The organism is Proluteimonas luteida (assembly GCF_021191695.1).
Lineage (GTDB): Bacteria > Pseudomonadota > Gammaproteobacteria > Xanthomonadales > Xanthomonadaceae > Luteimonas > Luteimonas luteida.
Genome location: NZ_JAIWPT010000013.1, coordinates 1 through 22,920 on the forward strand (window position 1 = coordinate 1; position 22,920 = coordinate 22,920).

General features: G+C 69.8%; 21 protein-coding genes and 1 pseudogene. 9 read left to right on the top strand and 13 right to left on the bottom strand.

Features of this window, described 5'->3' with window-relative positions:
• Positions 1–378 precede the first annotated feature (378 nt).
• A complete protein-coding gene (locus tag LDO26_RS12260) occupies positions 379–756 on the top strand; it encodes a hypothetical protein (protein ID WP_232131381.1) in 378 nt (125 codons plus the stop codon).
• Positions 757–929: 173 nt separating this feature from the next.
• Positions 930–1,682 (top strand): SDR family NAD(P)-dependent oxidoreductase, encoded by a 753-nt coding sequence (locus LDO26_RS12265; RefSeq protein WP_232131382.1) that lies wholly within the window; start codon positions 930–932, stop codon positions 1,680–1,682.
• Positions 1,683–1,801: 119 nt separating this feature from the next.
• Here LDO26_RS12265 and LDO26_RS12270 read toward each other — a convergent pair whose 3' ends face one another.
• The 3 genes from LDO26_RS12270 to LDO26_RS12280 form a co-directional block, all read right to left on the bottom strand.
• Positions 1,802–2,776 (bottom strand): MBL fold metallo-hydrolase, encoded by a 975-nt coding sequence (locus LDO26_RS12270; RefSeq protein ID WP_232131383.1) that lies wholly within the window; start codon positions 2,774–2,776, stop codon positions 1,802–1,804.
• Positions 2,777–3,010: 234 nt separating this feature from the next.
• Entirely contained in the window at positions 3,011–4,915 is a 1,905-nt protein-coding gene (speA, locus tag LDO26_RS12275; RefSeq protein WP_232131384.1) for an arginine decarboxylase, read from the bottom strand.
• Positions 4,916–4,994: 79 nt separating this feature from the next.
• The gene (locus tag LDO26_RS12280) at positions 4,995–6,869 is read right to left on the bottom strand and encodes a M48 family metallopeptidase (protein ID WP_232131385.1); all 1,875 of its coding nucleotides are present in this window, start codon (positions 6,867–6,869) and stop codon (positions 4,995–4,997) included.
• 211 nt (positions 6,870–7,080) lie between these two features.
• Between LDO26_RS12280 and speE the strand changes: the two genes are divergently transcribed.
• Positions 7,081–7,932 (top strand): polyamine aminopropyltransferase, encoded by an 852-nt coding sequence (gene speE / locus LDO26_RS12285; protein WP_232131386.1) that lies wholly within the window; start codon positions 7,081–7,083, stop codon positions 7,930–7,932.
• Between the two features lie 64 nt (positions 7,933–7,996).
• Here speE and LDO26_RS12290 read toward each other — a convergent pair whose 3' ends face one another.
• Positions 7,997–8,335: a P-II family nitrogen regulator gene (locus LDO26_RS12290; protein WP_232131387.1), complete on the bottom strand. Its 339-nt coding sequence runs from the start codon at positions 8,333–8,335 to the stop codon at positions 7,997–7,999.
• 217 nt (positions 8,336–8,552) lie between these two features.
• Here LDO26_RS12290 and ubiK point away from each other — a divergent pair, with 217 nt between their 5' ends.
• Entirely contained in the window at positions 8,553–8,834 is a 282-nt protein-coding gene (gene ubiK, locus LDO26_RS12295; RefSeq protein ID WP_232131388.1) for a ubiquinone biosynthesis accessory factor UbiK, read from the top strand.
• A gap of 10 nt (positions 8,835–8,844) precedes the next feature.
• Complete coding sequence (locus LDO26_RS12300) at positions 8,845–10,359, top strand: YifB family Mg chelatase-like AAA ATPase (protein WP_232131389.1); 1,515 nt, start codon at positions 8,845–8,847, stop codon at positions 10,357–10,359.
• A 64-nt stretch (positions 10,360–10,423) separates the two neighbouring features.
• Here LDO26_RS12300 and LDO26_RS12305 read toward each other — a convergent pair whose 3' ends face one another.
• From LDO26_RS12305 to aceB, 3 genes are all read right to left on the bottom strand, one after another.
• Complete coding sequence (locus tag LDO26_RS12305) at positions 10,424–10,699, bottom strand: hypothetical protein (RefSeq protein WP_232131390.1); 276 nt, start codon at positions 10,697–10,699, stop codon at positions 10,424–10,426.
• 379 nt (positions 10,700–11,078) lie between these two features.
• The gene (gene aceA, locus LDO26_RS12310) at positions 11,079–12,419 is read right to left on the bottom strand and encodes an isocitrate lyase (protein WP_232131391.1); all 1,341 of its coding nucleotides are present in this window, start codon (positions 12,417–12,419) and stop codon (positions 11,079–11,081) included.
• Between the two features lie 127 nt (positions 12,420–12,546).
• The gene (gene aceB / locus LDO26_RS12315) at positions 12,547–14,157 is read right to left on the bottom strand and encodes a malate synthase A (RefSeq protein ID WP_232131392.1); all 1,611 of its coding nucleotides are present in this window, start codon (positions 14,155–14,157) and stop codon (positions 12,547–12,549) included.
• Between the two features lie 121 nt (positions 14,158–14,278).
• Here aceB and LDO26_RS12320 point away from each other — a divergent pair, with 121 nt between their 5' ends.
• Positions 14,279–15,247: a LysR family transcriptional regulator gene (locus LDO26_RS12320; protein WP_232131393.1), complete on the top strand. Its 969-nt coding sequence runs from the start codon at positions 14,279–14,281 to the stop codon at positions 15,245–15,247.
• Between the two features lie 129 nt (positions 15,248–15,376).
• Here LDO26_RS12320 and LDO26_RS12325 read toward each other — a convergent pair whose 3' ends face one another.
• The 4 genes from LDO26_RS12325 to LDO26_RS12340 all read right to left on the bottom strand — a co-directional run bounded on the left by LDO26_RS12325 (position 15,377) and on the right by LDO26_RS12340 (position 18,054).
• Positions 15,377–16,762 (bottom strand): T6SS phospholipase effector Tle1-like catalytic domain-containing protein, encoded by a 1,386-nt coding sequence (locus LDO26_RS12325; RefSeq protein ID WP_232131394.1) that lies wholly within the window; start codon positions 16,760–16,762, stop codon positions 15,377–15,379.
• A 7-nt stretch (positions 16,763–16,769) separates the two neighbouring features.
• A complete protein-coding gene (locus LDO26_RS12330; protein ID WP_232131395.1) occupies positions 16,770–17,306 on the bottom strand; it encodes a hypothetical protein in 537 nt (178 codons plus the stop codon).
• Between the two features lie 193 nt (positions 17,307–17,499).
• Complete coding sequence (locus LDO26_RS12335) at positions 17,500–17,649, bottom strand: hypothetical protein (protein ID WP_232131396.1); 150 nt, start codon at positions 17,647–17,649, stop codon at positions 17,500–17,502.
• Between the two features lie 105 nt (positions 17,650–17,754).
• Positions 17,755–18,054, bottom strand: a complete 300-nt coding sequence (locus LDO26_RS12340) for a hypothetical protein (protein ID WP_232131397.1) — start codon at positions 18,052–18,054, stop codon at positions 17,755–17,757.
• 319 nt (positions 18,055–18,373) lie between these two features.
• Between LDO26_RS12340 and LDO26_RS12345 the strand changes: the two are divergent.
• Positions 18,374–18,475: pseudogene (locus LDO26_RS12345) on the top strand (LysR family transcriptional regulator); the annotation flags it as partial.
• Positions 18,476–18,586: 111 nt separating this feature from the next.
• On the opposite strand, the gene LDO26_RS12350 reads toward LDO26_RS12345, so the two are convergent.
• Together LDO26_RS12350 and LDO26_RS12355 are read right to left on the bottom strand one after the other, a co-directional pair.
• Positions 18,587–19,360: an aminoglycoside adenylyltransferase family protein gene (locus LDO26_RS12350; protein WP_232131398.1), complete on the bottom strand. Its 774-nt coding sequence runs from the start codon at positions 19,358–19,360 to the stop codon at positions 18,587–18,589.
• A 49-nt stretch (positions 19,361–19,409) separates the two neighbouring features.
• Entirely contained in the window at positions 19,410–20,450 is a 1,041-nt protein-coding gene (locus LDO26_RS12355; RefSeq protein ID WP_232131399.1) for a LysR family transcriptional regulator, read from the bottom strand.
• A 369-nt stretch (positions 20,451–20,819) separates the two neighbouring features.
• On the opposite strand from LDO26_RS12355, the gene LDO26_RS12360 reads away from it, so the two are divergent.
• Together LDO26_RS12360 and LDO26_RS12365 are read left to right on the top strand one after the other, a co-directional pair.
• Entirely contained in the window at positions 20,820–21,686 is an 867-nt protein-coding gene (locus LDO26_RS12360) for an SDR family NAD(P)-dependent oxidoreductase (protein ID WP_232131400.1), read from the top strand.
• 14 nt (positions 21,687–21,700) lie between these two features.
• On the top strand, positions 21,701–22,879 hold the full coding sequence (locus tag LDO26_RS12365; RefSeq protein WP_232131484.1) for an efflux RND transporter periplasmic adaptor subunit: 1,179 nt from the start codon (positions 21,701–21,703) through the stop codon (positions 22,877–22,879).
• The last annotated feature ends 41 nt before the right edge of the window (positions 22,880–22,920 follow it).

Here is a 22,920-nt window from a genome sequence, read left to right on the forward strand (position 1 = left end):
TTCCCGTAACGACATCGTCGACACCTCCTGCCACGGCATCGCCTGCTCCTGTTGGGCTTCGATGCTGCAGCTTGAATGTGTCCACCATGTCCCCGAACACCTGTCCACCATGTGGCCGGGCCATACACACGCAATTGGGAGAGGGGGGAACCACCTGCCACACAGGTGGTGGGTGGGGTGGGGGCAACGCGGAAAAGCGCCCCCTCATCCGGCCCTCGGGCCACCTTCTCCCACAGGGAGAAGGGCCCAATCCCGGCGCTCCCGCCAGCCTGCGGGACACCGTCCCCGCACGCATTCCATTCCGTGGCCCCGGTCGCATTCCCGTCGCAGCCGGCGCGATGCCCCGGCCGGACACTGGCGGTCCAACGGAGACCCGCCATGGCCATCGAAGCCGCCCTGATCAAGCCCGTCGTCGACGCGCTGCTGGTGCTGTTCCAGCAGGGCAGCGACCTGAAACTCAAGCACAACGCCCAGGCCGCGGTCCGCGACGCGATCCGCGAGCTGCTGCAGGCCAATCCCGACGAGAACAAGGCCGCCGCGCGCATCGCCATCGCACGCGCGGCGGGCATCCTGTCCGAGGACGTGGTGCTGGCCGAGGACATGCTGCAGAAGCACCGGGCGACGCGCTCCAGGACCACCGGCAAGGCCGCGACCGGCCGCCGGCGCCGTCCGGCGGCGGATGCGCCGGACGGGGATCCACCCGCGTCGCGCAAGGCGCCCCGCAAGCCGGCATCGACCGGCGCGTCGATGCGTTGATGCGACGCCGGCCGTCGGCGCGATGCCTTCGCCGATGATCGCCGCACCCGCCCGTCCCGACGACCGGGCACGAGGATCGCTTCCGTCGAACGAAACTCGCGCCACGCCGCGAAGCATGGACCAGGGAAAAGGCACGCGCGAACCGACCCCGGGTACGGGTCTACAATCACGGCATGGACAAGACCATCCTGATCACCGGCGGCACTTCGGGTTTCGGCGCCGCCGCCGTCGAACGTTTCCTGCGCGGCGGCTGGCGCGTCGTCACCACCGGCCGCCGCGCCGAGCGCCTGCAGGCGCTGGTCGACGCACACGGCAGCGAACGCCTGCACGTGGCGGCGTTCGACATCCGCGACGCCGACGCGATGCAGGCCGCGCTCGATGCGATCCCGGCGGAATTCGCCGATATCGACGTGCTGGTCAACAACGCCGGCCTCGCGCTGGGCACCGCGCCGGCGCAGCAGGCGGACCTGGCGCAATGGCGGCAGATGATCGACACCAACGTCACCGCGCTGGTCACGCTGACCCACGCGTTGCTGCCGCGGTTGATCGAACGCCGTGGCGCGATCCTCAACATCAGCTCGGTCGCGGCGACGTATCCGTATCCGGGCGGCAACGTCTACGGCGGCACCAAGGCCTTCGTCCGCCAGTTCTCGCTGGGCCTGCGCTCGGACCTGCACGGCACCGGCGTGCGCGTGACCAGCATCGAGCCGGGCATGGCCGAGACCGAGTTCACCCTGGTGCGCACCGGCGGCAACCGCGCCGCGTCCGACACGCTCTACGCCGGCGCGCACCCGATCACTGCGGCCGACCTCGCCGACACGCTGTGGTGGCTGGCGACGCTGCCGCCGCACCTCAACGTCAACCGCATCGAGGTGATGCCGGTCAGCCAGTCGTTCGCAGGTTTCCAGGTCGCGCGCGAGGACTGAGGAGGCGGGCGTGGATCGCCCGCCTGTGTGGAGGCCGAGCGTAGACCGAATACCGTGGCAAGACCGTGGCCGCACGTCCGGGGCAAGAAGCGCCGGGCGGGCGAACGAAGCTCAGCCTCTCACTCCAGTGGCACCCAGGCGAAGCCGTCGTCGCGGCGCACGATGCGGCCCAGCCCCGGGAACGGGAAATGCGGCGACTGCACGGTGACGCCGCTGTCGGCGGCACGCGCCAGCAGCGCCTCGCGGCTGGCTTCGGCCACCGGGGCGTCGCCGTCGAACTGGATCGTCCAGTGGGGCCGCTGCACCGACACCACGTGATGGTGCGCGCTGTCGCCGATGTAGAGCAGGCGTTCGCCACCGGCGACGATCTCGTAGGCGCTGTGCCCGGGCGTGTGGCCTTCGACCGGCACCGCGGTGACGCCGGGCAGCACCTCGGCACCGGGCGCGAACGCATCGACACGGGGCGCGATCGCCGCGACCAGCGCGGCGCGCGCGGCGTCGGCCTGCAGCGCCTGCCATTCCGGTGCCGACAGATGCACCGTCGCATCCGCGAACACGGCCCGGCCGTCGCCGTCGAGGAGGCCCCCGACGTGGTCGGGATGCGCGTGGCTGATGACGATGTCGGTGACCTCGCCGGGCGCGACGCCTGCCGCGCGCAGCGACTGCGGCAGGCGGCCGGCATCGGCGAACTCGGCATCGCCGGCGCCGGTGTCGAACAGCAGCACCCGGTCGCCGCTGCGCACCAGCAGCGCCTGCACGCCCAACTGCAGAATGTCGGTGGGCTGGCCGGCGGCGGCGAGCAATGCATCGACATCGGCCTTCGGCTGGCCGACGGCGATCGTGGACCCGTCGTTCGGCACGCGGATGTCGCCATCGCGCAGGACCGCGGCCTCGAGGTCGCCGATGCGGAAGCGATGCACGTCCGGATGGGTTTCGGACGCGGACGCGGCGGCCGGATCCGGGCTCGTGGACGCGACGGCATCGCCCTGCGGCGCGGAGGTGGATGTCTCGCGGTCGGTGCATCCCGCAAGCGTGCCGGCGAGGGCGACCGCCAGCAGGGCGGTGGCAGGGAAAGCGGGTCGGAACGGGCGCATGACGAACCTCCATGGACATGGCGCGGCCACCGTAGTGGCGCGCAGGACATGGCCGCGAGCTTACGGCAGCAATTGCCGGCACCCGCGGACCACTGCATGCCATCGATCGAACGCCACGCCACCAGCATGCGCGGCAGCACACCTGCGCCTGACGGTGCCGGCCATTGCGGCGATGGCCCCGGCGCGCCGGGGCCCGCCCTGCCGACCCCGGAACGCGCCCGCGCGGAACGCCGGTCAATCCACGGGCGCGCTGTCGATGGGCGTGCTGTCGAGATAGGTGTAGCCGGTCAGGCCCGCCTCCAGCGCATCCTTGAGCCGTTGCGATTCGACCGCGGGCAGCGCCGCGCGGTCGACCAGCGCGGCATAGCTGGCGCGCAGCTCGTCGAGGCGGTAGCCGACGTAGTCGAGCATGACGTCGGTGGTGTCGCCGCGGCGCTGCTGGGCGATCGCGTAGCCGTCGCCGTGGACCTTGACCTCGATCGCGTCGGTGTCGCCGAACAGGTTGTGGATGTCGCCGAGGATCTCCTGGTAGGCGCCGACCATGAAGAAACCGAGGCGGTACTGCTCGCCGGCACGCAGCGCGTGCAGCGGCAGCGAGCTGTCGAGGTCCTCGTTCTCGACATAGATGTCGATCTTGCCGTCGGAATCGCAGGTCAGGTCGGCGATGACGCCGCGCCGTTCGGGCAGCTCGTCGAGGCGCTCGATCGGCACGATCGGGAACACCTGGTCGATCGCCCACACGTCGGGCATCGATTCGAACACGCTGAAGTTGACGAAGTACTTGTCGACCAGGCGCTCGTTGAGTTCGTCGAGCAGCGGACGGTGGCTCTTCTCGTCGTAGCTCAGCCGCGCGCGCACCGCGTGCGCGATCGCGTAGAACAGGTCGTCGATGCGCGCGCGATGCACCAGGTCCAGCTGGCCCAGCGCGTACAGCGTCAGGCCTTCCGCATGGTGGTGCTGGGCTTCGTGGAACAGCTCGACCGCAGGACGCTTCGACAGTTCGGCATGCAGCTCGCGCAGGTTGGCGACCACGGCCGGCTCGTCGTCGTGTACGTCGGGCACGCGGCCCTCGGGCGCGCGTTCGACCTCCGACACGTTGGCCACCAGCACCGCGTGGTGCGCGGTCATCGCGCGGCCGCACTCGGTGATGATGCGCGGCGGCGTCAGGCCGTTCTCGGCGCAGGCCTGGGCCAGCGGCTGGACGATGCTGCCGGCGTACTGGCGCACGCTGTAGTTGACCGAGTTGTAGCTGCGCGAACGCGTGCCCTCGTAGTCGACGCCGAGGCCGCCGCCGACATCGACGTGGCTGATCACCGCGCCGAGCCGGGTCAGCTCGACGAAATAGCGCGTCGCCTCGCGCATGCCGTTGGCGATGTCGCGGACGTTGGAGATCTGCGAGCCCATGTGGAAATGCAGCAGCTGCAGGCAGTCGGCCATGCCGGCGTCGCGCAGCTGCTTCCACAGGTCCAGCAGCTGGCGCGGATTGAGTCCGAACTTGGCCTTGTCGCCGCCGCTGTTCTGCCACTTGCCGGCGCCCAGCGACGCCAGCCGCATGCGCACGCCCAGGCCCGGCTTGACGCCCAGCGCTCTGGCCTCGTCCATCACCAGTGCGAGTTCGGACGGCTTCTCGACGACGATGAAGGTCTGCAGGCCGAGCTTGCGCCCGATCAGCGCGAGGCGGATGTACTCGCGGTCCTTGTAGCCGTTGCACACCACCAGCCCGCCCGGACGCGACAGCGCCAGCACCGCCATCAGCTCGGGCTTGCTGCCGGCCTCCAGGCCGAAGCCCTCGCCATGGTGCGAGGCCAGCGTGCCGGCGACGCCGCGGTGCTGGTTGACCTTGATCGGATAGACCGCGGTGTAGCCGCCCGGGTAGTCCCATTCGGCCTGGGCCTGGGCGAACGCCGCCTGCAGCGCGCGCAGGCGGTCGCCGAGGATGTCGGGAAAGCGCACCAGCAGCGGCAATTGCGCGCCGCCGGCGAGCGCGGCGTCGACCGCGTCGGGCAGCGGGATCGCCGGCCCGCCGGCGCCCTGCGGCGAGACCACGATGCGGCCTTCGGCATCGACGTCGAAATACCCTTCGCTCCAGTGCGGGATCGAATAGGTCTTGCGGGCGTCGCGGGTCGACCAGGCGGTCATCGGCAGGTTTCCGGAATACAGGGGCGGCTGCATAGTCTACGGGCGCATGCCGACCCCTGCGCCACTGCGCGGCGGGCGATCAGCCGGCGCGGCCGCGTCCCTTGCGGTAGACCGGCGTGCCGGCGACGCGCCGCAGGCGCCTGGCAAGCGCGGCCGCATCGCTGCCGGTGAACACCGTGTGGCTGCCCGGCAACGGCAACGCATCCGACACCGCGCGCAGGCCCGCGGCTTCGCCGGCGATCGAACCGCGCCAGTCCAGCAGCAGCACGTAGTGCGCCTGGGTGGCCATCGGGACGGATTTGCGCACCAGCCAGGCGCTGGCGATGCGTGGATGCCGGGCCAGTTCCTGCGCGAGCCGCCGCAACGTCGCCGCGTCGAGATCGTGCGCCTGCAGGTCGTCGCCATCGGCGACGCCGTCGCGCCCGGCAAGGTCGTCGGCGCGTGGCGCGAGCGCCTGCCTCAGGCCGGCAATGGCCTCGGCGGCGGCAACGGACACGTCGGGATCCCGCAGCAGGTCGTCGAGCGCGTCGAGTACCGCGCCGACCGCGCCCGCATCGCGGTCGACCGCATGCCGCAGCGCATCGACGCCGGCCGGCTCGCCGGCCCGCAGCCGCAGCACGCCGAGCCGGAACGCGCACAGCGCGCTGGCGGGATCGGCGGCCAGCGCACGGGCATGCACCGGTATCGGGTCGTGATCGATCTCGATCGCCTCGAACAGCCGTGCATGCTCGACCGCCTCGGCGACGCTGAGGCTGCGCTGGCCATCGAGCGCGGCGAAGCGGGCACGGTCCACGGCGGCCGCATCGTGCGCGGCCTGCCAGTCCGCACGCAGCTGCTCGCGCCACTGCCGGTCGAGCTGGCGTTCGATGCGCTCGAGATCGTCGCCGAGCCAGGTTGCGGCCGGTTCGCCGCCTGTGGGCAGACCCGGCGTGACCCCGAGCGCATCGATGCGCTGCGCCAGGGTCGGGTGGGTGTCGAACGGATCGGTGTCGCGCGCCCCGATCGCCAGCAGGCGTGCCAGGTCCGGCGGCGCACCGCCACGCAGGCCGTCGACCAGTGGCGCGATCAACTGCGCGGGCGGATGCCGCTGCACCCGTGCACGCGCCAGCAGGCGTGGCCACAGCGTCGCATGCCAGCGTCCGCTGCCATGTTCGAGCCGCAGCAGCGCGGCAACCATCGCGTCCGGGCCGGCCACCCGCGCGGCGATCGCATCGGCGCGGTATTCGTGGGCGCGGGCGAGCACGAAGCTCCAGGCATCGAACAGTGGCGCGTACCAGCGGTAGAACGCGGCGATCGGCAGCGAGAACGGCGAACCGCTGCGCGACAGCCCGTCGACGACCCGGTACCAGGTCATGCGCACACGATACAGCCAGCCTGCCAGCCGGCCGTGCGCCTCGCCGAAATGGCCGAACTCGTGGGCGATCACCGCGGCCGCCTCGTCGCGGTCGAGCAACTGCAGCAGCGGCAGGCCCAGCACCAGGTAGTGCCGGTGTCCGCCCAGTCCGAGCAAGCGCGGCACACTGGCCGCGGCCGCGTTGAGCTGGCTGTCGATGACGATGCCGGCCAACGGCGGCGCGCCGCCGGCACGACGCAGGCGCTCGACCTCGGCCTGCAGCGCCGGCGCCTGTCTGGCCGCCAGACGCACGCCCGCGGGCGCGCCGAGCCGCAGCCACATGCCACGCAGCAATGCGGCGGCGGCGATCCCCGGCAACAGCAGCGCGATCACCAGCTGCGGCTCGAACGCCGCGCCCTGCACCAGCACCCGCCAGGCCACCAACACCGGCACCGCGAGCGCCAGCAGCAGCAGGCCGACCAGGAAACCGTAGCCGGCCAGCGCCAGCAGCACCACGCAGGCGAGATAGCGCCGCGGCGCCGCCCGCGCCCACCCTTCGAGACGCTGCACCCGGGCACGATGGCGCGCGGTCGCGGCAGCGTCGGCGCGGCGGTCCTCCATAAGGCTCCTGCAGGCGTGGGATGTGGCGCCGGTGGGCACTGCGCGGGGGGCGCAAGCCCTGCTGCGCAGGCCCACCGGATCGCGGCGCAGTATCGCACCGCGGCCGACATCGGGCCGACACCCGGACTTCGCTACAATGCCGCCCCCGCGGCCGGCGCCGTTGCGACCAGCCCCGCGCCAGCCCCTTTCTCCAGGTTTTGCAGGAACCGTCATGACCGCGCCCCACTGGCTCTACGAGAACTTCGAACCCGCCGGCTCGGCGATCGGCTACCGCGTGACCCGCAAGCTCGACGAGGTGCAGTCGCCGTTCCAGAAGATCGAGGTCTTCGAATCGACCGACTGGGGCAACGTCATGCTGATCGACGGCGCGATGATGGTGACCACGCGCGACAACTTCCTCTATCACGAGATGGTCTCGCACCCGGCGCTGTTCACCCACGCCGACCCGAAGCATGTCGTCATCATCGGCGGCGGCGATTGCGGCACGCTGCGCGAGGTGCTGCGGCACCCGGGCGTGGAGAAGGCCGTGCAGTGCGACATCGACGAGCAGGTCACGCGGATGTCGGAGAAGTACTTCCCCGAACTGTGCGAATCCAACGGCGATGCGCGCGCCGAGCTGCTGTTCGACGACGGCATCGCCTACATGAAGCATTGCGCGCCCGGCAGCCTCGACATCGTCATCGTCGATTCCACCGACCCGGTCGGCCCGGCCGAGGGCCTGTTCAACAAGTCGTTCTTCGAAAGCTGCTTCCGCGCGCTCAAGGACGACGGCATCCTGGTCCAGCAGTCCGAGTCGCCGCTGGTGCTGCTCGACCTGATCAAGGCCATGCGCGCCGAGATGGGCAAGGCCGGTTTCAGCACGTTCCAGACCCTGCCGTTCCCGCAGCCGTGCTACCCGACCGGCTGGTGGAGCGTGACCCTGGCGCGCAAGGGCCAGGGCTTCGAGTTCCGCGAAGCCGACGCCGCGGCCAAGCCGTTTCCGACGAAGTACTACACCGCCGACATCCACCGCGCCGCACAGGTGCTGCCGCCGTTCGTGGCCGAGGCGCTGGGCGAGGGCTGAGGGCGGCGCTCCGGCGCCGGCGGGCAGCGGCCCAGGGCCGCAGACAGGATGCGCCGGCGGCTAGCTAGATCGCGTCGGCGTCCAGCTCGCCGGTGCGGATCCGCACCGCGCGGTCGAGCGTGTAGACGAAGATCTTGCCGTCGCCGATCTTGCCCATGCCCGCCGACTTGAGGATGGTCTCGACCACCAAATCGACGATCTCGTCGGTCACCGCGATCTCCAGCTTCACCTTCGGCAGGAAATCGACCACGTACTCGGCGCCGCGATAGAGCTCGGTGTGGCCCTTCTGCCGGCCGAAGCCCTTGACCTCGGTCACGGTGATGCCGTTGACGCCGACCTCGGCCAGCGCCTCGCGCACGTCGTCGAGCTTGAACGGCTTGATGATCGCCATGACCATTTTCATCTGGACCGCCTCCCGGCATCGGATCTGGCGCAAGGATACGGCACCGCGCCCGGCCTGCCATCGCGCGGCGTTGTCAACGCCTTGCCCGCGCCGGATGCGCATGCTCTAGTGTCGCGGCACCCGCGGTAGGGATTTTCCTGACACAGGGGCGCGGCCGGCACCGACTGCGCCGTCACCTCCGGCGCGGCACGCTGGCCGTAAACCGAAGGAAGCCGCCATGATCGACCTCACCCACATCGACGAACTCGCCCGCCGCCTCAGCGGCCTGGTCCCGCCCGGCCTGCGCGAAAGCCGGGAAGAACTGCAGGAGAACTTCAAGGCCGTGCTGCAGTCCGGCCTGGCCAAGCTGGATCTGGTCACGCGCGAGGAGTTCGACGTGCAGCGCGCGGTGTTGCTGCGCACACGCGAGAAACTCGAGGCGCTCGAAGCCCAGGTCCGCCAGCTCGAGGCCGGCAACGCCGCCCCGGCCCCGTCCGACACCCCCGCGCAGCCACACTGACCCCGCCGCCATGGGACTGGCGCTCGTGCACGGACGTGCGCGCGCAGGCATCCGTGCGCCCGCCGTCCAGGTCGAGGTCCACCTCGGCGGCGGCCTGCCGTCGATGTCGATCGTCGGCCTGCCGGAAGCGGCCGTCCGCGAAGCCAAGGACCGGGTACGCGCGGCGATCCAGTGCGCGCAGTTCGAGTTTCCCGCGCGCCGCATCACCGTCAACCTCGCGCCGGCCGACCTGCCCAAGGGCGGCGGCCGCTTCGACCTGCCGATCGCGCTCGGCATCCTCGCCGCCAGCGGCCAGGTGCCGCGGGACGCGTTGCGCGACTGGGAGTTCATCGGCGAACTCGGCCTGACCGGCGAACTGCGCCCCGTCGACGGCGTGCTGCCCGCCGCGCTCGCGGTCGCCGGCAGCGGCCGCAGGCTGGTCGTGCCGATGGCCAACGGTGCCGAGGCCGCGTTGAGCTCGGATGTCGAAGTCCGCACCGCCCGCACCCTGCTCGAAGTCTGCGCGCTGCTGACCGGCAACCGGGAACTGCCCCAGGCCACCGCGCCCGCGCAGCGCGCGGTCCATGGCGTCGACATGCGCGATGTCCGCGGACAGGCGCAGGCGCGCCGCGCGCTCGAGATCGCGGCCGCGGGCGGCCACCACCTGCTGCTGATCGGCCCGCCGGGATGCGGCAAGACCCTGCTGGCCTCGCGCCTGCCCGGCCTGCTGCCCGAGGCCAGCGAGGCCGAGGCGCTGGAAACCGCCGCGGTGCTGTCGGTCAGCGGCCGCGGGCTCGACCCCGCCTGTTGGCGTACGCGGCCCTTCCGCAGTCCGCACCACACTGCCAGTGCGGTGGCGCTGGTCGGCGGCGGCGGCGAGCCACGGCCCGGCGAGATATCGCTCGCGCACCATGGCGTGCTGTTCCTCGATGAACTGCCGGAATGGGACCGCCGCGCACTGGAAGTGCTGCGCGAGCCGCTGGAATCGGGCGTGGTGACGATCTCGCGTGCCGCGCGGCAGAGCGAGTTCCCCGCCCGCTTCCAGCTGGTCGCGGCGATGAACCCCTGTCCCTGCGGCTGGGCCGGCGACGTGTCGGGACGCTGCCGCTGCAGCAGCGACGCGATCCGCCGCTATCGCGCGCGCATCTCCGGCCCGCTGCTCGACCGTATCGACCTGCATATCGACGTCCCGCGCCTGCCGCCTGCCGCGCTACGGCCCGACGCCCCCGAGGGCGAGCCCAGCGCCGCGATCCGCGCCCGCGTCGAGGCCGCGCGGGCGATCCAGCACGCGCGGGGCGGCACCCTCAATGCCCGCCTCGACCAGGGCGCGACGATGCGCGCCTGCCGCCTGCAACCGCGCGACCAGGCCCTGCTGGAGCGGGCAATCGACGCCCTGCACCTGTCGGCCCGCTCGATGCACCGCATCCTGCGCGTCGCCCGGACCATCGCTGATCTCGACAACAGCGAAACGATCGCGACCGCGCACCTGACCGAGGCGCTGGGGTATCGCGGGGTTGGAGCGGTCGACGCCGGCCCCGCTTGCTGACCACTGCTTCGCGGAGCAACCCAGACCTGCAGGACGCCGTGCCGTGGTTCTCAGCCCCCGGGCATCAGTTGCCCGCCGGCGATGGCACGCTCGAGTTGCGCATCAGGCTGTCCTGCGCCTCCCGGCTCTGTTCACGGATCTGCGCCTGCGTCCGGCAGACCCGTGTCGTCCGGTTGCTGCCGATCGTCTTCTCGCGGGTGCAGATCAGGCGCTCGTCCTCCTTGTCCTTGGATGCGGGCGGCGCCGCCTCCGTGGATGGCGTCACCCCCTCCTGGGTCCGCGCGTTGATACCAGCGCTCCACAGGCCAGCGACGACAAGCACGATCAGGGCGGTACGCATCAGCAATCTCCAGTCCAGGACGCGGCACGCTACCATCGTTTTCCCCGCCGCGACACGGGCGGCGGATATCGGGCCGCGTCTTCACCCGCCCCTGGCTACCGCATTTTTGTTCGGCATCCACAACGAGGATCGCCTCGATCGGCCGACACGCATCGCCACGGTCTCGCGGATCCGACGCGCGCGCAGGCGGGCGGTGGCCTGCTTCTGGCGTCGCTTGCCGCTAGCGCGGCAGCGAGGGAGACGTTGCCCGTCGACCAACTGCCGGAAATATCAAACCCCTGCAATCCCCGACAGAGCCGGGGGTTTGCTTGCCGGAACCACGAAAAAGGGCGGCGATCCTCGATCGCCGCCCTGCCCCTTTCCGATGCGCGTGGGTCCGTCAGGCTGCCGCTTTCTTCTCGCCGTAGAACTGCGCTTCCTCGGTCGATCCGGTCAGCGCGGTCACGCTGGAGGCGCCGCCCTGGATCACCGTGGTGACGTCGTCGAAGTAGCCGGCGCCGACCTCCTGCTGGTGCGAGACGAAGGTGTAGCCCTTCTCGCGCGCGGCGAACTCCGGCTCCTGCACCTGTTCGACGTAGTGGCGCATGCCCTCGCCGCGGGCGTAGTCGTGGGCGAACCTGAAGCTGTTGAACCAGTTGATATGGATGCCGGCCAGGGTGATGAACTGGAACTTGTAGCCCAGTGCCGACAGCTCGTCCTGGAAGCTGGCGATCTGGCGGTCGTCGAGGTTCTTCTTCCAGTTGAAACTCGGCGAGCAGTTGTAGCTCAGCAGCTTGCCGGGATGCTTCGCATGCACCGCCTGGGCGAACTCGCGGGCGAAGCCGATGTCCGGGGTCCCGGTCTCGCACCACACCAGGTCGGCATAGGCGGCGTAGGCGATGCCGCGCGAGATCGACTGCTCCAGGCCGTTGCGCACCTTGTAGAAGCCCTCGGACGTGCGCTCGCCGGTGACGAAGGGCTGGTCGTTGGGATCGAAGTCCGAGGTCAGCAGGCTCGCGGCCTCGGCGTCGGTGCGCGCCAGCACGATCGTCGGCACGCCCAGCACGTCGGCCGCCAGGCGCGCGGCAACCAGCTTCTGCACCGCCTCCTGGGTCGGCACCAGCACCTTGCCGCCCATGTGGCCGCACTTCTTGACTGCGGCCAGCTGATCCTCGAAATGCACGCCCGACGCGCCGGCGACGATCATGTTCTTCATCAGTTCGTAGGCGTTGAGCACGCCGCCGAAGCCGGCCTCGCCGTCGGCGACGATCGGCAGGAAGAAGTCGATCGCGTCCTTCTCGGCGATCTTGCCGTCGCACAGGCCCTTCCACTGGATCTCGTCGGCGCGGCGGAAGGTGTTGTTGATCCGCCGGACCATCGTCGGCACCGAGTCGTAGGCGTACAGCGACTGGTCCGGGTACATGGTCTCGGAGGTATTGCCGTCGGCGGCGACCTGCCAACCCGACAGGTACACCGCTTCCAGCCCGGCCTTGGCCTGCTGCATCGCCTGGCCGGCGCTGATCGCGCCGAAGGCGTTGACGTAGCCCTTCTTCGCCTCACCGTTGACGAGCTTCCACAGCTTCTCCGCGCCGCGCCTGGCCAGCGTGTGCTCGGGCTGCAGGCTGCCGCGCAGGCGCACGACGTCGGCGGCGCTGTAGGGCCGCTGCACGCCGTTCCAGCGCGGGTTGCTGTCCCAGTCGGTCTGCAGGGCGTCGATCTGCTGCTGTTGCGTGGTGCTCATGGGGAACTCCTTCGGAGTAGTGATTCGTGATTGGTGATTGGTGATTCGAAAGAGCGGTGTGGATCGGCGTCCTGAACGTGCCTTGGGTGTTTCCAATCACGAATCACGAATCACCAATCCCGGCCTTTCAAAGACGGCTGTACGCCGGCAGGGTCAGGAAGTCCTCGAGCGTGTCGCGCGCGGTCAGCGCCTCGAGCATCGCGATGGCCTCCTGCACGCGCTCGGCACCGGGAATCGATTGGCCGGCCAGCCGCGAGGGCAGGTTCAGCAGCGCACGCTGGAACAGCGCCTCGTCGATCGCGGTGCCGTCGTGCAGGTGCAGCGGCGCGCCGCCGTCGTCGGTGAAGTGCAGCCATTGCCACAGCTGCGCGCGGGCGATCTCGGCCGTCGCCGCGTCTTCCATCATGCCGTGGATCGGCACGCAGCCGTTGCCGTCGAGCCAGGCGGCGAGGTAGCGCACGCAGACCTCGACGTTGCCGTCGAAGCCGGCGCGGCTGATCGTGCCCAGCGGCGGCTCGATCAGGTCGTCGCGGGTGATGACGACCTCGTCGCGGGTCATGCCGTGCTGGTGCGCGCCGCGCATGCGCTCGTCGAAGATCTGCCGCGCGATCGGGATCAGCGCCGGATGCGCGACCCAGGTACCGTCATGGCCGGCGGTGACCTCGCGCAGCTTGTCGGCACGCACCCGCGCCATCGCCTCGTCGTTGGCGGCCTCGTCGCCGCTGATCGGGATCTGCGCCGCCATGCCACCCATCGCGTGCGCGCCGCGGCGGTGGCAGGTCTGGATCAGCAGTTCCGAATACGCGCGCAGGAACGGCTGGGTCATGGTCACTTGGCCGCGCTCGGGCAGCACCTTGTCGCGCTGGCGGCGGAAGGTCTTGATGTAGGAAAAGATGTAGTCCCAGCGGCCGCAGTTCAGGCCGACGATGCGGTTGCGCAGCGCGTGCAGGATCTCGTCCATCTCGAACGCCGCCGGCAGCGTCTCGATCAGCACCGTGACCTTGATCTGCCCGTCCGCCAGGCCCAGCGCGCGCTCGATGTGGGTCAGCACCTGCTGCCACAGCGCGGCCTCCTCCATCGACTGCAGCTTGGGAATGTAGAAGTACGGGCCGCGGTCCTTCGCCGCCAGCGCGTGGGCGTTGTGGAACGCGAACAGCCCGGCGTCGAACAGCGACGCCGACAGGCGCTGGCCGTCGACCAGCACGTGCTTCTCGTCCAGGTGCCAGCCGCGCGGGCGCACGATCAGCACCGCCCGCTGGTCCTCGGGCTTGAGCGCGTAGCGCTTGCCGTTGGCGCTCTCGAACGTCAGCGTGCCTTCGATCGCCTCGCCCAGCGCGCGCTGGCCGGTCAGCAGGTTGTCCCAGGTCGGCGACGTCGAATCCTCGAAATCGGCCATGTAGCAGTTGGCGCCGGAGTTCAGCGCGTTGATGACCATCTTCGGGTCGACCGGCCCGGTGATCTCCACGCGACGGTCCTGCAGCGCGCGCGGCAGCGGCGCCACGCGCCAGTCGCCGGCGCGGATCGCGCGGGTGTCGTCGCGGAAATCCGGCAACGCACCGCCATCGAACTGCGCCTGGCGGCGACGACGCGCCTCCAGCAGCTGCTGGCGCGCGCCCTCGAACGCATGGTGCAGGCCGGCCAGGAATGCCTGCGCGTCGGCACCGAGCAGGTCGGCCGGGCTGCCGGCGGGCAGTTGGACATCGGACGGCGTCGGAACGGACTGGATGACGGCGGACATCGGGTGTCTCCTCGCTGCAATCGCGATATTGCGTTGCAACAAACCCTCCTCCCCGTTCGATTATTTGACAACCCAGTTTTGTCAATGGTACGCATTAGTTCTACTTATATTGATTGAAACCATGCCCCGCAAACCCGCGTCGGAACCGCGTTTTCCGTACAAGGCGGACCGCCTGAAGCCACTGCGCGCGTTCTGCCAGACCGCCCGGTTGGGTTCAGTTTCACGGGCGGCGGAGGCGCTCTACGTCAGCCAGCCGGCGATCACGCTGCAGCTGCAGGCGCTGGAACGCGAGCTCGGGGTCAAGCTGCTGGAGCGCAGCGGGCGCCGCTTGGTGCCCACGCGCGAGGGCGAGATCCTCTACGAGCTGGCGGTGCCGCTGGTCGAGGGCATCGACGGCCTACCGGCCGCGTTCCGCCGCGAAGTCGGCGGGCTGGATGCAGGCGAACTGAAGATAGCGGCCAATAGCTCGACGATCCTGTATTTATTGCCGAAGATCGTCGACAATTTCCGCCACCAGCACCCGGACGTACGGCTGGCGCTGCATGACGTCATCACCGCCGACGGCAACGACCTGCTGCGCAGCGACGCGGTCGACCTGCTGGTCGGCTCGATGGTCGACGTGCCCGGCGACCTCAGCTACGCCCCGGTGTACCGCTTCGACCCGATCCTGATCACGCCGCCGGACCATCCGCTGACCCGGGTGCGGCGGCTGCGGCTGGAGGACCTGGCCGCGCACGGCCTGATCCTGCCGCCGAAGCGGCAGATCACCTACCGGCTGGTCGACATGGTGTTCCAGCAGGCGCGCGTGCCCTACACCGTCGCCCTGGAGGTCGGCGGCTGGGAAGTCATCAAGCAGTACGTGGCGATGGGCATGGGCATCTCGATCGTCAGCTCGATCTGCCTGGACGCCGCCGACAACGACCGGCTGGCGACGCGGCCGGTGTCGGAATGGTTTCCCGCGCGCAGCTACGGCGTGGTGGTGCGCAAGGGCAAGGTGCTGTCGCCGCAGGCGCGCGCGTTCATCGAGCTGATCAAGCCGGACCTGTTCGTGCGCCGCGACTATCACGACAGCGGGCATTCGGAGCGGTAGGGCACTACGTTCCCCGGCACCATCGCGCCACGCCAACGGGTGGCGCCGGACCTGCGCACTCGACTGCCACGACCTTCGATACGGATACTGGACTGGGCGCTGACGCAGGCACAGCGCCTCCGCGCCTTTTCAGCGCCCGATTTCCGGCGCCTGTTGTGCAATGACTTGTGCGTCCGGCAATCTGGCCTGCTGCATTTCCCGCAGTTGCTGCTGCCCCTGTTGCAGCCATGCTTGACCGGCTTCTCCGTTCAGATAATCCCGAACGGAGTTGTCGATCGCGGCTCCATTCCCCTGCTTCGCCTGTTCCAGCAGCCGCTGGACGAAGCCGCCGTGCTCGGAAACCGTTGGATCAGCGCCCCGCTGCGCATCAGGCACAGGGCCGATCTCTACCTGCCGCCACGCCAGCCCAGCGGCCATCGCCTCGTTGCGCGGCATCGCGTCGCGGCAATCGATCCGGCACAGCGCAGGAGGTGCGAGCTCCTCCTGATGGACACGCTCGCCCTGCCGGTCGAACTTCGAGGTGCGATAGAAGAACTGGTGGTCCTCCGAGCGATGGATCACGTCGCGTTCGGGATCGGGACGCACTCCGCGCTTTTCCAGGAACGGCTCGCTGCTGAGCGAGTTGAGGTAGTCGGTCATCAGGTTGCCGCTGCGAATGGACAACCCGTCCAGCCGGTAGCTGCCGCCGATATTGCTGTGCGCGCCCGCCACCTCGACGTTGAGGAAGCGGCCGTCCATGGTCATGCCCGGATCCGTGATCCGCGTGCCGAGGAACAGGTTGCGGCGTTCGTGCTCGGCGGTGATCTGGAGGCCGGAGACGACCGATGGGGCAAGGCGGCGATCGTGGTCGTAGGGCGTGCCGGTGCCGACCGGGTCGAACAGGCCGATGGCCTGTATCACGGAGCCGGGTTCGCGCAGCGGCGGGCGGGTGAACTCGACGCTTTCGATCAGGCCCTTGCTGTCCCGCTTTACCACTGCGTCTTCCGGGTTCTGGATGCCGCGCTCCTCAACTATCCGGGTGAAACCGGCCGCCTGCTCGGCGCCGCGACTGAATCCGATCGACGCCAGCCGGATATCGGCACCTGGGTTTTCTTTCAACCAGCGCTGGGACTGGGTGATGAACTGGAGATACATCTCCTCCAGCCGCGCCTCATAGGTCCGACCGGAGATCAAGTCGCGCGTACCACCGAGTCCACCCTGAGTGCCGACACCTTCAACATAACCGGCCCCGATGCCGTCCTCGCCCCCACGTTGTCGTTCTTCGATCTGCTGGAATATCCGTGCAACGTTGGTGTGATTCTCAGGGTCATCCCGGAACATACTGTTGCCAGTGCCATCGAATGCGGCGAGGAACATGCGATGGTCGGGAGACTCCCGGTCCATCAGCACCGGAGCGGAGAACTCCGACAATTGCTGCTGTGCACGGTCGTAGGTCGCCAGGTCGTCTGCAGTAGCCGGAAAGGTGCCCACTCCATCAGGATGTCGTTCACCACCCATTTCGCTCTCCTTATCCAACAGGGACTCAGTAAGTCCGGCTCCAAGCCAGAATCAGGTCATCGCGATGCCCGCTATGCGGATTGCCCGGAATCTGCAGTTCCTTGGTCGGAATGAACGCCCGCATGTAGACGTTGATCGTCCGGTCATTCACTTCCAGCACGATTTCAGGATTGAGGATGGAGACTCCCTCACGAATATCCCCGCGCGGCACGTCGTGCAGGATCAACCGGTCCTTGAAGATCTCGCCGATGTCGACGACGGCCTCATGTTCCGTCCCGTCCTTCGAACGCCAGCGGACCTGGGCAGGCGGTGGGAAGTCCATAATCCCCAGATAACCGCCACCAAGATTCCTCGGATACCTATCCCCCAACGACTCCGACGAAATCGCCAGCTTGTCATCGGGTTCCATCCGGCGATAGCCGCCGTAGCTGATCCGGCATCCATACGTGGAGTAGCAGAACGCCCCGAAATTGTGTTGCACGAACTTCAACGGCCAATCCGCGACGGTGTTGTCCGCCCGCGTGGTCCGGGAAGAAGGTGCCGCATCCTGTGTCGTCGCCATGCCCTGGCATCCTGTGCTTGAAATCAGTACCACAGTCGCAGCTGCGGCCAACCGGCGCAGCATGCGCCCCTTGTGATCCACGCCCATCCACGGCCCATCCATGCCGCACCCCCTGTCGAAACCATGCTACGCCGCAGGCTACCCACCCGGATTGGCAAATTCAACCGCAGCCCTTCGATACAGCGCATTTGTTTCAGTAAATCCGGCTCCAAGCCAGTTTCAATTCGCGCCGGTAATCGCTGTTCGGATTCCCCGGCTCGCGCAAGGACTTCGTCGGGATGAACGCCCGCATGTAGACGCTGATCATCCGGTCCTCAACCACGAGCAGGATGTCTGGATTCATGACCGATATGCCTTCCGGGATATCTTCCTTTGGAACCTCATGCCGGATCAGCCGGTCTTTTGAATATCTCACCGATTGAATATCTCACCGATATCCACTTCCGCTTCAAGCTGCGTTCCGTCCTTCGAGCGCCAGCGCACCAGCGCGGGCTCCGGGAAAGTTCATGATTGCAATCTGGCCCGCCGATGCATTTTTCAGTGCGTCCGGATGTACGTCCTGAAGGGCAGGGCGCAATTCATCCTCCCTGCCCAGCGTGAGCCACAGCCTGTTGTAGTTGACGGCGCAGTCATACGTCGAATAGCACCGGGCGCCGAAGTTGTGCTGCACGAACTTCAACGGCCAGTCGGCGACCGTATTGTCCGCACGACGTGACTGTTGGGACTCATTCTGCGTCGTCGTCGCCATACCTTGGCATCCCGTAGTCCACAACGAAAGCGCGGCAAGGCCGAGCGCGGCCCTGCGGCCCTGTCGGATCCAGGCCGGCCGCCTTGCTGGTCGTTGCCCATGCATGCGTGCCTCCTGCCGCTCGTCCGATCCGAGGATCAACGTAGATCAGTTCCGGCGTGTATTCAAGCCGCAAAAATCTCGGGCGCGGTATTGGACCAGACACATGGTGGACGCCTGTTCGGAGACATGGTGGACGGGTCATGCGGACCCGAGATCAGGTCGTGCGCGCCTCCGATTTCCGCCTCGGGTACCGGCATCCCTCAACGCAGCCACTTACGGCAAGGTGCTGTCGCCGCAGGCGCGCGCGTTCATCGAGCTGATCAAGCCGGACCTGTTCGTGCGCCGCGACTATCACGACAGCGGGCATTCGGAGCGCTGAACGGACGGGCTGCGACGGGCATCGGCGCGGTCCCGACCCGGTCCGGCCGGCGCGTTCGGGAACATTCGCCGCACGCCCGCTGCCCGGTACTCCGTCGTGCCGCGGGCGCTTCTACGACGCGGCGGATTCGCGCAGCGCCGCGCCGGCCATGAAGCGCGCGCAGGCGGCGACGCGCGGTGCCCAGCCGGTCCAGTCGCCGGGCCGCTGGCCGAGGTAGATCGCCCGCGCATGGGCCAGTGCCGGGCGGTGCGCCTCGGGCAGCCAGGCATCCACGCGCGTGGCGGCGGCATCCTTGGGCACGATGTCGCCGCTGCGCAGCGTGACCCACATGCGCGCCAGCGTCAGCAGTGCGTGCAGCTCCTCGCCCGCCAGGTTGCGCGCCACGTCCGGCAGCATCGCCACGATCGCCGCACGCACGTCCCGCGCCGGCACCTCGGGCAACAGCGCCGCCGGCGCGGGGCCGTGCAGGGCGATGCCCTTCGCGCGGGCCTGGGCCAGCAGCAGTGCGAGGTCGGGATCGGGCACGGCATGCGGCACGTCGCCCGCCTGCAGCCCGTCGCGCAGCCATTCGCCGAACTGCAGTTCGCGCCTGGCCGGATGCCGCCACGGCGCCATGTCGGCCAGCACGACGCAGGTCACCTCGAGCGGACGCAGCGTGGCGTGGCCGGGCGGCGCCGAGCGCGCCAGCAGCCCGGCCATGACCGTGGCGCGCTCGTCGTCCGACAGTGGCCTGCGCAGCGCGCACAACAGGTCGAGGTCGCTGCCGGGGCGCAGGCCGCCGTCGACGAAGGAGCCGTAGAGACAGGTCGCGATCAGCGCGTCGCCAAGGCGGCCACGCAGGAAGGCGACCGCGTCGATCGCCTGCGATGGGAGGATCGGCGGCATCGGCGCAGTGTAGAGGCGGCGCGCGGCGAACCCGGCGGCGCGTATGCGGCTATCGTTCCACGACGGTGGCCGCCTGCGCCTTGACCCGCCGCCGCGAGGCCTTTTCCAGCTCCGCCAGCGCGACGTCGCCGGCCGCCTTGGCCGCAAGCGCCTGCTTCTGTACCGCGCACAGGGTCTGCATGTGGTCGGCGTCGAAGTTGAGCCGCTCGATCAGGAAATCGACGAAGGCGCGGACCTTGGGCGAGACCAGCCGGCCGCCGGCGAACACCGCATTGAAGTCGACCTCCGGCCCGGTCCAGCCGGCCAGCACGCGCTGGACCATGCCGGCCTCGACCAGCGACTTGGCCATCACGTCGCCGGTCAGCAGCAGGCCTTCGCCCTGCAGCAGCGCCCAGTTCAGCGCCGCCGGGTCGTTGGCCACCAGCTGCGGATTGACCGTGAATTCGCGCAGTTCCCGGCCATCGGTCAGGGTCCAGACGAAGCGATTGTTGTGCGCGTTGCGGCTCTTGCGCTGCACCAGCGTGCGGTGGTGCTGCAGGTCGTCGGGGTGCAGCGGCTCGCCGTGGCGCTCGACGTAGGCCGGGCTGGCGAACACCTGGGTGCGCAGGCTGCCGAGCTTGCGCGCGACGAAGTTGGAATCGGGCAGCGTGCCCACGCGCAGGGCCAGGTCGGCCTCGCCGGCGATCAGGTCGAGCTGCTCGTTGCCCATGTGCATGTCCAGCGAGATCTCCGGGTACTGCGCCTGGAAGTCGCCCAGCAGCGGCGCGATCCAGGTGATGCCGATCGAGTACGGCACGGTGAAGCGCAGCCAGCCGCGCGGGCCGGACTGCAACTGGCCGACGGCGTGCTCGGCCTCCTCGAGGTCGCGGGCGATGCGCTGGCAGTGCTCGTGGTAGACCGCACCGGCCTCGGTCAGGCCCAGGCGCCGCGTGGTCCGGTGCAGCAGGCGCGCGCCGAGGCGCTGTTCGAGTTCCTGCACCTTGCGGCTGACCGTGGTCTTGGGCAGGCCGAGCGCATTGGCCGCGGCGATGAAACTGCCCTGCTCGACCACCTTGACGAAGATCAGCGAGTCGTTGAGATCGTGGGCCACGAGGTGCCTCCAGCGGATTGGACCAGTGAGGGGACAATTATTCCCTTCAATCCGGACTAATCAAGTCCGCATTTGGCGACTAGGGTAAGCGGCATTCCCCCACCGGATGCCGATCATGTCGCGACTGTCGCTGTTCGACCCGTATCGCCGCTTCCCGCCGCCGCCACCGGCACGGCCCCGTTGCACGCTCCACAAATCCACTGGGAATCAAGCGCTTGCCATGCGTCTGCCCGGGCCGAAACGGGTCCGTGGCGGAGTCCTGGGCTGGCGCTGGCTGGCGGCCCTGTGGCCGCACCAGCACTCGCCTGCGCATGCCCGAATCGACCATCAGGGCGCCGATTCGGGAAACAAAATCCCGGAAACGGGACAATGAGCGGGCGCCTGCTCGTCCTCGGCGCCACCGGCGCGGTCGGCGGCGCGGTCGTCGCCCGGGCACTGGATGCCGGTCGGCAGGTCGTCGCGGTCGCCCGCGATGCCGATGCCCTGCGCGCACTGCGGGCACGCCACGACGACGGCCCCGCGCTGGTCACGCTCGACGCCCGGGTGGCCAGCGATGCCGACGCCGCGGCACTGGCGGCGCGCATCGCCGCGCTGCCGGGCGCGCCGCCGGCGGTGGCGGTCGCGGCGATCCGCGGCAGCATCGAACGCGGCCGTCTGCTCGACGCCCCGGCGGACTTCCTGCGCCGCCGGCTCGACGAGGACCTGCTGCCGCACCTGTTCGCCGCACGGCATCTGCTGCCGCTGCTGGCCCCGCAACCGCGCAACGGCTACGTGCTGGTCGGCGGGCCGGGCGCGGACTATCCCTGGGCCGGCTACGGCCACCACTCGATCGGCGCCGCCGCGCTGCGGATGCTGGCGCGGGTGCTGCACGACGAGGCCCGCACGCTGCCGGTCCGCGTGCAGATGCTGACCGTCGACACGCCGGCGCGCACCGCGGCCAACGCCCGCCAGGCGTGCGCGCAATGGCCGTCGGACGCGGCCATCGCGCAGTACGCGCTGGAGATGCTCGACCACCCGGTGCTGCCGGCGTCGCCGCTGGTGCGCTTTCCCGTCCCGCCCGCGCGCAGCGGCGCGACCCTGTCCGACGACATCGATACCGCCGGCTTCGTGCCCTGCCTGCCGGCCGCGCGCAATGCCGCGGCACCCGCCCCCCGCGACCTCGACCACGCCCGCGCGCTGCTGCGCGACGCCGTGGCCGCCGCGTCCCTCCCCTCCCCACAGGACCTGCCCCGATGAACCGCTCCCCCACGATGCTCCTGCGCCGCGCCCGCGGCGCGCTGCCCGAGCTGGCACTGGCCGCACTCGCGGCGATCACGATCGTCCTCAGCGGTTGCGACAGCCGCGCCGCCGACAGCGACGCACCGCCCGCCCCCGAGGTCGGCGTCGCCACCGTGCTGGCGGAACAGGTCCGCCAATGGGACGACGCCACCGGCCGCATCGTCGCGGTGGAAACCGTCGACCTGCGGCCGCGGGTCAGCGGCTACGTGCAGCGCGTGGCCTTCACCGAGGGCGCCGAGGTCGCCAAGGGCGACCTGCTGTTCGTCATCGATCAGCGCCCCTACCGCGCCGCGCTGGACCAGGCGGAGGCCAACCTGGCCCGCGCCCGCGCCGAGGCGCAGCTGGCCCGCACCCAGGACGCGCGTGCGCAGTCGCTGGTCGATGCGCAGGCGATCTCGCGCGACGAGTACGAGACCCGTCGCGCCGCCACCGCGCAGTCCGGCGCCGGCGTGCGCGCGGCCGAGGCCGCGGTCGCCGCGGCGCGCCTGGACCTGCAGTTCACCGAGGTGCGCGCGCCGGTCGCGGGCCGCGCCGGGCGCGCGCTGGTGACCGAGGGCAACCTCGCCCAGGCCGACGCGACGCTGCTGACCACGCTGGTCTCGCAGGACCCGGTGCACGTGTACTTCGACAGCGACGAGCGCGCGTTCCTGCGCTACCAGGCGCAGTCGCGCGCCGGCACCCGCGCCGGCACCGACAACGCCGTGCGCATCGGCCTGGCCGACGAGACCGGCCATCCGCACCTGGGCACGGTCGATTTCATCGACAACCGCATCGACCCGTCGACCGGCACGGTCCGCGCCCGCGCGGTGCTGCCCAACCCCGACCGGGTGTTCACGCCGGGCCTGTTCGCGCGCGTGCAACTGGAGGCCGCCCCGGCCGCCGAGGCGCTGCTGATCGACGACAAGGCGGTGCTGACCGACCAGGACCGCAAGTACGTCTACGTGCTGGGCGAGGACAACACCGCGCAGCGCCGCGACGTGGTGCTGGGCCGGGTGGTCGACGGCCTGCGCGTGGTGCAGTCGGGGCTGGAGAAGACCGACCGCGTCGTCATCAGCGGCGTGCAGAAGGTGTTCGCGCCCGGCATGGCGGTCGCGCCGGTCGAGGTGGCGATGCGCGGCGACAAGCCGGACCAGGCGGTGGCGGCGCGCTGAGCCTTCGAACCCCTCTCCCCTTGGGAGAGGGGCTGGGGTGA